Genomic DNA, 13799 nt, shown 5'->3' with positions numbered 1-13799 from the left:
ATCTATGGGTCAATGCGCCAGCGCGGCGGCGCCTTCGAACTGCGGGAACAGCACGTTGTTTTCCAGGTGCACGTGGTTCATCAGGTCGTCGCTGAACTGGCTCAGCCCGGCGTACAGCGCGCGCCAGGTCGTGCAGGCGCCTGTGGGCACCCGGCTGTCGTCGGTCAGCAGCACCAGCTTGTCCAACATGGCGCCATGCGCCATGTGCTCGTCGCGCATCACGCCGATGGGCCTGCTGGCGAGCGGGTGCGCCGGCATGTGGCAAAGCATGGGGAACAGGATCTGCTCCTCCTTGGCCATGTGCGCCAGCAACTCCTGCTGCATGTCTTCCAGCAAGTCAGCCAGGCCGGCCGGTACCAGCGGATGCTCGCGGTGCACGGCTTCCACGCGCCGCGCCATGCGTATCAACTCGGGCAACTGCTGGCGGTGCACCTCGTGGTAGCGCTCGATGATGTGGGCCACCAGCGCTGCCGGCTGGGTGATGTCGGGCAGGTTGTCATTGCGCTGCAGGCCGCTCAGCTCGGTCAGCACCGCCTGCGGGTCCAGCCCTTTGGCGCGCGCGGCCTGCTGCAGGCTGAGTTGGCCGCCGCAGCAAAAGTCCAGCCGCAGTCGGCGAAACACCGCAGTGGCCCCGGGCCACTGCACGGCGATCTGACCTATGGCCTGATCAGCGTTGGGCGGGGGGCGTATGGCTTGTGCGGTGGAGTGAACGGCGGTGTCCATGGCGCATTCTCAATAAGAGTTATCTGATATGTATATTATTGGGATGCCAGCGGTCGGGGTTTGATCTGGCGCAAATTTTGCGGCGCCAGGGGCGGTGCAGCGCCGTCTGGGCGCCAGCGCGGGCTCAACGCCCCGCGAGCTGCAGCGTCACCAGCACGCTGGAGTCTTCCAGCGCCTTCAGCGCGTGCTGCGCGCCGCCGGGGATGCACATCAGCTCGCCAGCGCGCATGGCGGTGGAGCGCTCGCCCAGCCGGAACATAATGTGCCCCTCCAGGCATTGCACGGTCAGCTCGCCGGCCACGCTGTGCTCGGGCACAGCCTTGCCGGCCGGCAGCACCAGGCGAAACACCTCCAGCGCGCCACTCTTGTACAGCGTGTGCGTTTTGTGCGTGGCCAGGGCGGCGCCCAGCGGGCGTATGTCGATCAGGTCGCCGGGTTGTGCGTGTGGCAGGGCCATGGGGATTCTCCTGGGTTGGTCGGCGTGGCGGCAGTGATTTCACCCGTTTTGCCAGCTTTGTTGATCCAGGTCAATGCGGGTGCTGGCGCCGTGGCGCTAAAAGAAATATATTATATATATCTTTAAAGCCAACGGCACACCACCACCACCCACGGAGACATTCACATGCGCCAAGACGTTTCTTCCTCCTCCCCCGCCATTGCGCTGGATCTGCGGCCCCTGCTGTCCAGTGAGCGCCATGACGCGGTGTTTTCAGCCGTGGAGCGGCTGCGCGACGGGCAGTCCATGGAACTGGTCAACGACCATGACCCGCTGCTGCTGTACCACCAACTCCAGGCACGCCAGCCGGGTGCCTTCGAGTGGGACTACCTGGACCGCGGTCCGCTGACCTGGCGCGTCAGCATCCGCAAGGCGGCCGGCGGCGGCAGCTGCTGCGGCGGCTGTGGCGGCAGCGGCCATTGAGCGGCGGCTGCGCTTCACCCTGGCTTTCCTTCCTTTCCTTCACTTCTTTTCAATCACGGAGAGACCCCATCATGAAAACCAATACAAGCCTGTGGCGCTGGTTGGCCTTTGTCTTCGTGCTGTCCTTCGGCGCGTTGGGCTACCTGGGCTGGCAGATCTACCTGGAGGCACCACCGATTCCGAAGGCGGTGGTTACCGCCAGCGGCGAAACGCTGTACACCGGCGAGCAGATCCAGCAGGGCCAGCGCGCCTGGCTGGCGGCCGGTGGCCAGCAGCTGGGCACGGTGTGGGGCCATGGCAGCTATGTGGCACCCGACTGGTCGGCCGACTGGTTGCACCGCGAGGCCACGGCCCTGCGCGCATTGCGCAGCCAGCAGCGTTACCCCGGCAGTGGCGCACTGCGAGCGGCCGAGCAGGGCGCGCTGGACGCCGCGCTGCAAGAAGAGATGCGCCGCAACAGCTATGACGCCGCCAGCGGCACGCTGACTGTGTCCGATGAGCGTGCGCAGGCCATACGCCAGGTGGCGCGCCACTACGACGGCCTGTTTGGCAGCGAGCCAGCACTGGCCAAGCTGCGCGAGCAGTACGCCATGACCGAAGGCGCACTGCCGCAGGCCGAGGACCGTGCGGCGCTGACGGCCTTCTTCTTCTGGACCTCGTGGGCCGCCACCACTGACCGGCCGGGCGAGACCGGCTTGTCGTACACCAGCAACTGGCCGCATGAGCCGCTGGTGGGCAACCGCATGAGCAGCTCGGCGGCGGTCTGGTCCATGGTCAGTATCGTGCTGCTGCTGGGCGGCATTGCCGCCATGCTGTGGCTGCACGGCAGCCGCTCGCACGGGGAGGAGCAGGCCAAGCCGCCGGCCACCGACCCGCTGGCCGGCGCGGTGCCGACGCCGTCGATGAAGGCGACGCGCAAGTACTTCTTCGCCGTCGCCGGGCTGATGCTGCTGCAGATCGCCATGGGCGTGGTCACCGCGCACTATGCAGTGGAGGGCCAGTCCTTCTTCGGCCTGCCGCTGGCCGAGTTGCTGCCCTACGTGGTCAGCCGCACCGTGCACACCCAGGTGGGCGTGTTCTGGATCGCCACCGCCTGGCTGGCCACCGGCCTGTACATCGCGCCGCTGCTGTCCGGGCGAGAGCCGCGGCTGCAAAAGCTGGGCGTGGACGTGCTGTTTTGGGCGCTGATCGCCATCGTCGTCGGGTCGACGGCCACCGGCTGGCTGGGCACGCTGCAGCACCGGGGAATGGACTTTTCCTTCTGGCTGGGCAACCAGGGGCTGGAATACACCAGCATGGGCCGTGTCTGGCAGATTCTGCTGTTTGTCGGCCTGCTGTTCTGGGTCTTCCTGCTGGGCCGCGCGCTGTGGCCGGCGTTGAAGGCGCCGTCGGAATCGCGCGGGCTGATCGCCATGGTGTTCCTGTCGGCCACCTGCATAGGCGGCTTCTACGCCAGCTCGCTGGCCTGGGGCCAGCACACCCACTACTCGATGGTCGAGTACTGGCGCTGGTGGCTGGTGCACCTGTGGGTTGAAGGCTTCTTTGAAGTGTTCGCCACCGCCGTGGTCGCGCTGATCTTCACCCGCCTGGGCCTGGTGACCGCAGCCAGCGCCAACCGCGCTATCATCGCCGAGACAATCGTGTTCCTGTTCGGCGGCATTTTGGGCACGCTGCACCACCTGTACTTCACCGGCACGCCAACCTCCATCATTGCGGTGGGTTCGGTCTTCTCGGCGCTGGAGGTGGTGCCGCTGACGCTGATCGGTCTGGAAGCACTGCAGACCGTGCGCCGCGCCGGCAACGTGCCCTGGCTGGCCACTTACAAATGGCCGGTGCTGTGCTTCGTGGCGGTGGGCTTCTGGAACACCGTGGGCGCCGGCCTGCTGGGCTTTGCCATCAACCCGCCAGCCTCGCTGTACTACGTGCAGGGCCTCAACATGACGGCCGCACACGGCCACGCGGCGCTGTTCGGCGTCTACGGCATGCTGGGCATAGGCCTGATGCTGTTCTGCCTGCGCGGCCTGTACGCGCCGGCGTTGCACAGCGACAAGCTGCTCAAGCCGGCCTACTGGAGCCTGAACATCGGGCTGGGCATGATGGTGTTCCTGTCGCTGCTGCCGGCCGGCATCTACCAAGCCTGGGCCAGCGTGACGCGGGGCCTGTGGTACGCCCGCTCACCCGAGGTGATCCACTCCGCGGTGATGGAAACGCTGGTGTGGCTGCGCGTGCCGGGCGACATCGTGTTCGCGCTGGGCGCGGTGCTGCTGGCAGCCTATGTGCTGCGGTTGCTGCGCGCGCCGGGGCGTCGCGTCGCCGGTCTGGATCCGGTGGCGCCCGCCGTCCCGGCAGTGGCCGCTCGGTTGCGGCCACGCGCCTGAGGTGCTGGGTAGGCACCGCCTGCTGTCGGCGCAAGCGCAGGCGCAATTTCTGCGCCTCGGGGACCGGGACCGCCCCCAATTGGTCTATATTGCACAAGGCGGGCGCCCGGCGTCCCGCCTTTTTTCTCGTCCGGCCGCCATGAAAAAGAGTCACTCGTTGTCCACCAAGTTGCTGCGCATCGGCGCCGGCTTGCTGCTGGTCGCGCTGATGTCCATCGGCCTGACCCTGTGGGTCACCTGGCAACTGGAAGGCGGTGCGGCGGCGGTCAACGAGGCCGGGCGCATGCGCATGCAGACCTGGCGCCTGGCCGGCATGCAGCAGGCCGGGTTTCAGCCGGCCGAGTTGGAAGGTCTGGTGGTGCAGTTCGACGACAGCCTGGCGCTGCTGCAGGCAGGCGATTCATCGCGCCCGCTGTTCGTGCCCTGGGACGACGCCTCGCGCGCCCAGTTCAGCCGCGTGCGGGCGCTGTGGCAGGCGCAGCGTCCGGCCTGGCGCCAGCCTGCCGCCGGCCATGCGCAGGCAGGGCTGCGCGCGGCGGCCGATTTCGTGCAGGCCATCGACGACCTGGTGCTGGCCATTGAGCGGCAGATGTCGCGGCTGACGGCAATCCTGAACCTGTTCCAGGTCCTCATGATGGCCATCGCCATCGCCGGCGCGGTCGTCATGATCTACACCGGTTACCTGTATGTGATCAACCCGCTGGCCAGCCTGCGCAAGGGTCTGCGGCAAGTGGAGCAAGGCCAGTTCGGCGCGCGGGTGGAGGTGGACACGGACGATGAATTCGGCCAGGTGGCCGCCGGCTTCAACCTGATGGCCGGCCGGTTGCAGACCCTGTACGATGGGCTGGAAGCCCAGGTGGAGGCCAAGACGCGGCGCATCGCCGCGCAGAGCGCGCGCATCGAGGCACTGTATGACGTCAGCGCCTTCCTGGCCAAGGCCGACAGCATGGAGGCCCTGACCAAGGGTTTTGCGCAACGGGTGCGCGCCATCGTCAAGGCCGACGCGGTGGCGGTGCGCTGGTCCGACGAGGCCAACCAGCGTTATCTGATGCTGGCGTCCGACTGCTTCCCGCAGGACATGCTGGAGGAGGAGCGCAGCCTGCTGGCCGGTGCCTGCGCCTGCGGCAACCTGGAGCCCGACGCCCGTACCCGCGTGATCCCCATCCTGGCCCATGCGGCGCAACCGGTGCGCCATTGCGCACGCGCGGGCTACCAGAGCCTGGTCAGCGTGCCGGTGCGCCTGCAGCAGCGCCTGATCGGCGAGATCGACCTGTTCTTCCGCAGCGAGGTCCGCCTGAGTGACGACGAGGCCGAGTTGCTGGACGCGCTGGCCAGCCACCTGGCCAGCGCGCTGGAAGGGCTGCGCGCGGCGGCGCTGGAGCGCGAGTCGGCGGTGGGCGAGGAACGGGCGCTGCTGGCGCGCGAGTTGCATGACTCCATCGCCCAGTCGTTGGCCTTCCTGAAGATACAGGTTCAGTTGCTGCGCACGGCGACACAGAAGGGCCAGCCGCAACAGGTGCAGACGGCGCTGGACGAGCTCGACGTCGGTTTGCGCGAGAGCATCAACGATGTGCGCGAGTTGCTGGTGCACTTTCGCACCCGCGCCAATGCCGGTGATATCGAGCTGGCGCTGGCGGAAACGCTGCAGAAGTTCCGCCACCAGACCGGCTTGCCGGCGCAACTGCAGATGCATGGCGAGGGCCTGCCATTGCCGGCCGACGTGCAGTTGCAGGTGCTGCACGTGCTGCAGGAGGCGTTGTCCAACGTGCGCAAGCACGCCGGCGCCAGCCAAGTGGTGCTGGACGTTCAGCGTGGCGATGCCTGGCGCTTTGAGGTGCGCGACGACGGCATAGGCTTCGACCCGCTGTTGGGACCGGACGAGACCCATGTGGGCCTGAAGATCATGCGCGAGCGCGCCGCCGCCATCGGCGCGCAGGTCGCGGTGGGTTCGCGGCCAGGCCAGGGCTGCGTGCTGACGCTGACGCTGCCGCCGCATCCCACGGTGCGGCCGCAGGACGCCGGCAGCCCGGTGGGCCAGGCGGTGGCGGCATGACGGTGCCCATCCGCCTGATGGTGGTGGATGACCATTCGCTGTTTCGCCGTGGCCTGACGGCACTGCTGATGCAGGACGGGCGCTTTGTCGTCACCTGCCAGGCCGGCGACGTGGGCGAGGCGCTGCGCCAGATTGGCGAGCAGCCGCCCGACGTGGTGTTGCTGGACAACCACCTGCCGGGCGTGCGCGGGGTAGACGGCATCGCTGCCATCAAGGCCGCCGCGCCACAGGCGCGGGTGCTGATGCTCACGGTCAGCGAGGACGAGGACGACCTCACAGCCGCCTTGCAGGCCGGCGCCGATGGCTACCTGCTCAAGACGGTGGAGTCCGATCAGCTGTGCCAGGCCATCGTCAACGTGGTCGCGGGCGAGTCGGTGGTCAGCCCGCAGATGATGACCAAGCTGGTCAGCGCGTTTCGCGCCCGGCCTGTCGGCGCACTGGCGATGCCGGGGCCGTCCGCCGGGGGCAATGGCGTGGGCGCGCCATCCGGGGCGGCCAACCCGGCCCCGGGCACGCCGGCAGCGGACCTGGCCGCGTTGTCCGCGCGCGAGCGCGAGGTGCTGGCCCTGCTGGCGCGCGGCGACAGCAACAAGCTGATCGCGCGCCAACTCAGCATCGCCGAGACCACGGTCAAAATCCACGTGCAGCACATCCTGCAAAAGCTCAAGCTGAGCTCGCGCGTGCAGGCGGCGGTGTACGCCAGACCGCTGGCGCCGGATTGATCTGCGTCAAGCCGCGCGCAAACAGGCGCCTCGCTAGTTCTTCAGTAGTACCCCCGGCTGTTGCCAGGTAGTTCCTTTTGACCCTGCAGCACCTCCCAATGGGGGATGGTCGAAGGCGGGCGCGCTTGCGATAGTCATGCCGTACTCGCAGGAGCATGGCAATGGGAACTGAAATCAACAATGCGAAAAAGGCCTGGTCGGTGCTGATCGTCAGCACCCTGGCCTTCACCGTGTGCTTCATGGTGTGGATGATGTTTGGCGTCATCGGCATTCCCATCAAGAAGATGCTGGCGCTCAATGCCACGCAGTTCGGCCTGTTGACGGCCACGCCGGTGCTCACCGGATCGCTGATCCGCGTGCCATTGGGCATCTGGACCGACCGCTACGGCGGGCGCATCGTGATGGCTGTGCTGATGGCCGGCACCATTCCCGCCATCTGGCTGATGGGCTATGCCACCGAATACTGGCAGTTCATCACCATTGGCCTGTTCGTGGGCCTGGCCGGCGGCTCCTTCTCGGTCGGTACGCCCTATGTCGCTCGCTGGTTCCCCAAGGACCGCCAGGGGATGGCCATGGGCGTGTACGGCGCCGGCAACTCGGGCGCGGCGGTCAACAAGTTCGTGGCGCCGGTGCTGCTGGTGGCTTTTGGCTGGGCCGTGGTGCCGCAGGTCTACGCCGCCATCATGCTGGGCGCACTGCTGCTGTTCTGGATGTTCAGCCACAGCGACCCGGCGCACCTGGTGCCCAGCCATGTGCGATTCACCGACCAGCTCAAGGCGCTGAAGGACCCCAAGGTCATCAAGTACTGCCAGTACTACAGCATCGTGTTCGGCGGCTACGTGGCGCTGTCGCTGTGGATGGTGCAGTACTACGTGGGCGAGTTCGGTTTGGACATCCGCGTAGCCGCGCTGCTGGCGGCCTGCTTCTCGCTGCCCGGCGGTGTGCTGCGTGCGGTCGGCGGCGTGCTGTCGGACAAGTACGGCGCGCACAGCGTCACGTGGTGGGTGATGTGGGTGAGCTGGATCTGCCTGTTCCTGCTCTCCTACCCGCAGACCGATTTCACCATCACCACGGTCAACGGTCCGGCCACTTTCCACCTGGGCCTGAACGTCTATGCCTTCACCGTGCTGATGTTCGTGCTGGGCATCGCCTTTGCCTTCGGCAAGGCCAGCGTGTTCAAGTACATCAGCGACGACTACAGCGCCAACATCGGCACCATCAGCGGCATCGTCGGCCTTGCCGGCGGCCTGGGCGGCTTCGTGCTGCCCATCATGTTCGGCGCGCTGATGGACCTGACCGGCATCCGCTCCAGCGCTTTCATGCTGATGTACGGCGTGGTCTGGGTGTCGCTGATCTGGATGTACTGGACCGAGGTGCGCCGCACCGAGGTGATGGGCGCCAACGCCAAACCTTTCGCACTGCAAACACCATGAATGCCACACTCACCCCCACGGTCGCCGGTCGCGGCGCGCTCAACACCCCGCCGCCTGCCCCCAGCGGCCCCGACGTGGCCGACTGGCGCCCCGAGGACGAGGCGTTCTGGGAGAGCACCGGCAAGAAGATCGCCTACCGCAATCTGTGGATCTCCATCCCGGCGCTGCTGTGCGGCTTCGCCATCTGGGGCATGTGGGGCATCATCACCGTGCAGATGCTCAACCTGGGCTTCCCCTTCACCCAGGCCGAACTGTTCACGCTGACCGCCATCGCCGGCATCTCCGGCGCCACCATGCGCATTCCGGCCTCGTTCCTGATACGGCTGGCCGGCGGGCGCAACACCATCTTCCTCACCACCACCATGCTGCTAGCGCCGGCCATCGGCACCGGCCTGTGCCTGCTGCACCCGGAGTGGCCGCTGTGGGTGTTCCAGCTGATGGCGCTGTGGTCGGGCGTGGGCGGCGGCAATTTCGCCAGTTCCATGTCCAACATCAGCACCTTCTTCCCCAAGCGGCTGCAGGGCACCGGCCTGGGGCTGAACGCCGGGCTGGGCAACTTCGGCGTCACCACCATGCAGATCGTCATCCCGCTGGTGATGACGGTGGGCCTCTTCGGCGCCCTGGGCGGCGAGGCCAAGACGCTGGTGAAGGACAGCGGCTGGATATTCGGCAAGATCGCCGCCGGCACGCCCACCTACATCCAGAACGCCGGCTTCGCCTGGGTGCTGTCGCTGGTGCCACTGGGCGCGCTGTGCTGGTTTGGCATGAACAACCTGAAGACGGTGTCGCCCGACGCCGGCAGCCCGCTGGCCGCCTTCGCCAAAATCACCTACCTGTACACGCTGGCCTTCGTGCCCAGCATCGTGATGCTGTACCTGTACCTGCCGGCGCCCACCGGCCTGGGGCTGCTCAACATGTGGGTGGCCATCCCGCTGGACATCTGCGCCTCGCTGGCCATCATGCGCGTGGCCGCCTTCGGCGCCATGAAGGAGGGTGTGGCCAAGCAGTTCGCCATTTTCCGCAACAAGCACACCTGGTCGCTGACGGCGCTGTACATCGTCACCTTCGGCTCGTTCATTGGTTTTTCGATGGCGCTGCCGCTGGCCATCACCGTGATCTTCGGCTTCCAGCATGTGCCGGACGCCGCCGGCGTGATGACGCACACGCTGAAGAACCCGCAGGCCCCTTCAGCGCTGACCTTTGCCTGGATCGGCCCCTTCGTCGGCGCGCTGGTGCGCCCGCTGGGCGGCTGGATCTCGGACAAGGTGGGCGGCTCCATCGTCACCCAGGGCATCTCGGCGGTGATGGTGGCGGCCTCGGTCGCCGTCGGTTACGTGATGCTGCTGGCCTATGGCTCGGCCACGCCGCAGCAGTACTTCATGCCTTTCATGGCGCTGTTTGTGGTGCTGTTCACCGCCAGCGGCATCGGCAACGGTTCTACCTTCCGCACCATCGGCGTGATTTTCGACCGCCAGCAGGCCGGCCCCGTGCTGGGCTGGACCTCGGCCATTGCCGCCTACGGCGCCTTCATCGCCCCGGTGGTGATTGGCCAGCAGATCAAGGCCGGCACGCCGCAGTACGCGATGTATGGCTTCGCCATCTTCTACGCGCTGTGCCTGGTGCTGAACTGGTGGTTCTACCTGCGCCGCGGCGCAGAGATCAAGAACCCATGAGACGTTGCGGGACAGACCAAGCATTGCGCAGCAAGTTTGCTCTGTCCTCAACATTTTGCAGCTGTCCGAACGCAGCCCCTGGAGACCCCGTATGAGCCACTTCCTCGACCGCCTCACCCACTTTTCCGCCCCCAAGGAGCCCTTCTCGGGCACGCACGGCGTCACCAACGGCGAAGACCGCACCTGGGAGGACGCCTACCGCGACCGCTGGGCGCATGACAAGATCGTGCGCAGCACGCACGGTGTCAACTGCACGGGCTCATGCTCGTGGAAGATCTACGTGAAAGGCGGCATCGTCACCTGGGAAACCCAGCAGACCGACTACCCGCGCACACGCGCCGACCTGCCCAACCACGAGCCGCGCGGCTGCGCCCGGGGAGCTTCCTATTCCTGGTACCTGTACAGCGCCAACCGGGTCAAGTACCCGATGGTGCGCGCCCGCCTGCTGAAGCACTGGCGCGCTGCGCTGGCGCTGGCCAAGAGCCCGGTGGACGCCTGGGCCGCCATCGTGGAGAACCCGGCGGCGCGCCTGGAGTGGCAGCAGCAGCGCGGCCTGGGCGGCTTTGTGCGCAGCAGCTGGGACGAGGTCAACCAGCTGGTTGCCGCCGCCAATGTGTACACCGCCAAGAAGTACGGGCCGGACCGGGTGATCGGCTTCTCGCCCATCCCGGCCATGTCCATGGTCAGCTACGCCGCCGGCAGCCGTTACCTGAGCCTGATCGGCGGCGTGTGCATGAGCTTCTACGACTGGTACTGCGACCTGCCGCCCTCCAGCCCGCAGGTGTGGGGCGAACAGACCGACGTGCCCGAGTCGGCCGACTGGTACAACTCCACCTTCATCATCGCCTGGGGCTCCAACGTGCCGCAGACGCGCACGCCGGACGCCCACTTCTTCACCGAGGTGCGCTACAAGGGCGCCAAGACGGTGGCCATCACGCCGGACTACGCCGAGATCAGTAAGCTGGCCGACCTGTGGATGCACCCCAAGCAGGGCACCGACGCCGCCGTGGCCATGGCCATGGGCCACGTGATCCTGAAGGAGTTCCATGTCGACAAGCGCAGCGTCTACTTTGACGACTACGTGCGCCGCTACACCGACATGCCCAAGCTGGTGCAGCTGGAGGAGCGGGTGCTGGAAGACGGCCGCAAGGTGCTGGTGCCGGGCCGCTACCTGCGCGCCAGCGACTTCAACGGCAAGCTGGGCCAGGCCAACAACCCCGAGTGGAAGACGGTGGCGCTGGACGAGCATGACAAGCTGGTGCTGCCCAACGGGTCCATTGGCTTTCGCTGGGGCGCCGAGGGCCGCACGGACGCCGGCAAGTGGAACCTGGAGGACAAGGAGGCACGCGCGGACGAAACCGTGAAGCTCAAGCTCAGCCTGATGGAGGACGGCGGCAGCGACTACGAGGTGGGCCAGGTTGGATTCCCGTATTTCGGCGGCGTGGACACGCCGCACTTCACCGCCAACAAGCAGCAGTCCGCCGTGGGCGACGTGCTGGTGCGCCAGGTGCCGGTGCGGCGCATCAAGCTGGGCAAGGCGGGCGAGGAGCGCTTCGCGCTGGTGGCCACGGTGTTTGACCTGACGGTGGCCAACTACGGCGTGGCGCGCGGCCTGGCCGGCGAGACCGCTGCCACCAGCTACGACGACGACACCCCCTACACCCCCGCCTGGCAGGAGAAGATCACCGGCGTGCCGCGCGACCAGGTGATCGCCGTGGCGCGCCAGTTCGCCGACAACGCCGACAAGACGCGCGGCAAGTCCATGGTCATCATCGGCGCGGCCATGAACCACTGGTACCACAGCGATATGAACTACCGCGGCATCATCAACATGCTGATGATGTGCGGCTGCATTGGCCAGAGCGGCGGCGGCTGGGCGCACTACGTGGGCCAGGAGAAACTGCGCCCGCAGACCGGCTGGACGGCGCTGGCCTTCGCGCTGGACTGGGTTCGCCCGCCCCGGCAGATGAACTCCACCAGTTTCTTCTACGCCCACACCGACCAGTGGCGCTACGAGAAGCTGGGGGTGGAAGAGATCCTCTCGCCGCTGGCGGACAAGAAGGCCTTCGGCGGCAGCCTGATCGACTACAACGTGCGCGCCGAGCGCATGGGCTGGCTGCCCAGCGCGCCGCAACTGCAGACCAATTCCATGCAGGTGGTCAAGGACGCCCAGGCCCAGGGCCTGGACCCCAAGGACTACGTGGTCAAGGCGCTGAAGGACGGCAGCCTGAAGATGAGCTGCGAGGACCCCGACCACCCCGCCAACTGGCCGCGCAACATGTTCGTGTGGCGCTCCAATCTGCTGGGCTCCAGCGGCAAGGGGCATGAGTACTTCCTCAAGCACCTGCTGGGCACAACGCACGGCGTGCAGGGCCGCGACCTGGGTGCCGACGAGGCCAAGCCGCAGGAGGTCCAGTGGCACGCCCAGGCCCCCGAGGGCAAGCTGGACCTGCTGGTGACGCTGGACTTCCGCATGAGCACCACCTGCCTGTACTCCGACATTGTGCTGCCCACCGCCACCTGGTACGAGAAGAACGACCTCAACACCAGCGACATGCACCCCTTCATCCACCCGCTGTCCACGGCGGTGGACCCGGCCTGGCAGTCGCGCTCGGACTGGGATATCTACAAGGGCTTCGCCAAAGCCTACAGCGAGGTCTGCGTGGGCCACCTGGGCGTGGAGAAGGAAGTGGTGCTGACGCCGCTGATGCACGACACCCCGGCCGAGCTGGCCCAGCCCTTCGATGTGAAGGACTGGAAGCGCGGCGAGTGCGAGCTGATTCCCGGCAAGACGGCGCCCCAGATCCAGGTGGTGGAGCGCGACTACCCCAACACCTACAAACGCTTCACCGCCCTGGGCCCGCTGCTGGAAAAATTGGGCAACGGCGGCAAGGGCATAGGCTGGAAGACCGAGGTCGAGGTGGAGCAGCTCAAGGACCTGAATGGCCGCGTGAAGACGCCCGGCGTGACGCAGGGCATGGCCCGCATCGAAACCGACATTGACGCCTGCGAGGTGGTGCTGCAGCTGGCGCCCGAGACCAACGGCCATGTGGCCGTCAAGGCCTGGGAGGCACTGGGCAAGATCACAGGGCGCGACCACACCCACCTGGCGCTGCACCGCGAGGACGAGAAAATCCGCTTTCGCGACATCCAGGCGCAGCCGCGCAAGATCATCTCCTCGCCCACCTGGTCGGGCCTGGAGAGCGAGAAGGTCAGCTACAACGCCGGCTACACCAACGTGCATGAGCTGATCCCCTGGCGCACGCTGACCGGGCGCCAGCAGTTCTACCTGGACCACCCTTGGATGCTGGCTTTCGGCGAGGGCCTGACCAGCTACCGTCCGCCGGTGGACCTGAAGACGGTGGGCGGCATCATGGACCGCAAGCCCAACGGCAACCCCGAGATCGCGCTGAACTTCATCACGCCGCACCAGAAGTGGGGCATCCACTCCACCTACAGCGACAACCTGATGATGCTGACGCTGAACCGCGGCGGCCCGGTGATCTGGCTCAGCGAGGACGACGCCAAGTCGGCCGGCATCGTGGACAACGACTGGGTGGAGCTGTTCAACACCAACGGCGCCATCGCGGCGCGCGCGGTGGTCAGCCAGCGGGTCAACCCCGGCATGGTCATGATGTACCACGCGCAGGAGAAGATCATCAACACCCCCGGCGCCGAGATCACCGGCACGCGCGGTGGCATCCACAACTCGGTGACGCGCATCGTCACCAAGCCCACGCACATGATTGGCGGCTACGCGCAGTTCTCGTACGGCTTCAACTACTACGGAACCATTGGCACCAACCGCGACGAGTTCGTGGTGGTGCGCAAGATGCGCAAGATCGACTGGCTGGACGGCGAGGCCGCCGCCACGCTGCAAGCCTGACACCGGGAGGAC

General features: G+C 66.8%; 9 protein-coding genes. 7 read left to right on the top strand and 2 right to left on the bottom strand.

Annotated elements, in window-relative coordinates:
• Nucleotides 1-9: 9 nt before the first annotated feature.
• Nucleotides 10-723, bottom strand: a complete 714-nt coding sequence (ytfE, locus tag AC1DX2_RS18535; protein WP_477197874.1) for an iron-sulfur cluster repair protein YtfE — start codon at nucleotides 721-723, stop codon at nucleotides 10-12.
• Nucleotides 724-847: 124 nt separating this feature from the next.
• Nucleotides 848-1180 (bottom strand): cupin domain-containing protein, encoded by a 333-nt coding sequence (locus AC1DX2_RS18530; RefSeq protein ID WP_477197873.1) that lies wholly within the window; start codon nucleotides 1178-1180, stop codon nucleotides 848-850.
• 165 nt (nucleotides 1181-1345) lie between these two features.
• Here AC1DX2_RS18530 and AC1DX2_RS18525 point away from each other — a divergent pair, with 165 nt between their 5' ends.
• The 7 genes from AC1DX2_RS18525 (at nucleotide 1346) to AC1DX2_RS18495 (ending at nucleotide 13787) form a co-directional block, all read left to right on the top strand.
• The gene (locus AC1DX2_RS18525) at nucleotides 1346-1642 is read left to right on the top strand and encodes a DUF2249 domain-containing protein (RefSeq protein WP_477197872.1); all 297 of its coding nucleotides are present in this window, start codon (nucleotides 1346-1348) and stop codon (nucleotides 1640-1642) included.
• A 71-nt stretch (nucleotides 1643-1713) separates the two neighbouring features.
• Nucleotides 1714-4020 (top strand): nitric-oxide reductase large subunit, encoded by a 2307-nt coding sequence (locus AC1DX2_RS18520; protein WP_477197871.1) that lies wholly within the window; start codon nucleotides 1714-1716, stop codon nucleotides 4018-4020.
• A 139-nt stretch (nucleotides 4021-4159) separates the two neighbouring features.
• On the top strand, nucleotides 4160-6073 hold the full coding sequence (locus AC1DX2_RS18515) for a type IV pili methyl-accepting chemotaxis transducer N-terminal domain-containing protein (protein WP_477197870.1): 1914 nt from the start codon (nucleotides 4160-4162) through the stop codon (nucleotides 6071-6073).
• Complete coding sequence (locus AC1DX2_RS18510) at nucleotides 6070-6795, top strand: response regulator (RefSeq protein ID WP_477197869.1); 726 nt, start codon at nucleotides 6070-6072, stop codon at nucleotides 6793-6795. Before AC1DX2_RS18515 ends, AC1DX2_RS18510 begins: the two co-directional genes overlap by 4 nt.
• Nucleotides 6796-6956: 161 nt before the next feature.
• On the top strand, nucleotides 6957-8228 hold the full coding sequence (locus AC1DX2_RS18505) for an MFS transporter (RefSeq protein ID WP_477197868.1): 1272 nt from the start codon (nucleotides 6957-6959) through the stop codon (nucleotides 8226-8228).
• The gene (locus AC1DX2_RS18500) at nucleotides 8225-9901 is read left to right on the top strand and encodes an MFS transporter (protein ID WP_477197867.1); all 1677 of its coding nucleotides are present in this window, start codon (nucleotides 8225-8227) and stop codon (nucleotides 9899-9901) included. The genes AC1DX2_RS18505 and AC1DX2_RS18500 overlap by 4 nt, the downstream gene beginning before the upstream one ends.
• Before the next feature lie 91 nt (nucleotides 9902-9992).
• The gene (locus AC1DX2_RS18495; protein ID WP_477197866.1) at nucleotides 9993-13787 is read left to right on the top strand and encodes a nitrate reductase subunit alpha; all 3795 of its coding nucleotides are present in this window, start codon (nucleotides 9993-9995) and stop codon (nucleotides 13785-13787) included.
• Nucleotides 13788-13799 lie beyond the last annotated feature (12 nt).

The organism is Hylemonella sp. P2_B10 (assembly GCF_056404875.1).
The sequence above is the reverse complement of the archived record's forward strand: the minus strand, read 5'-3'. Positions and strand labels throughout refer to the sequence as shown.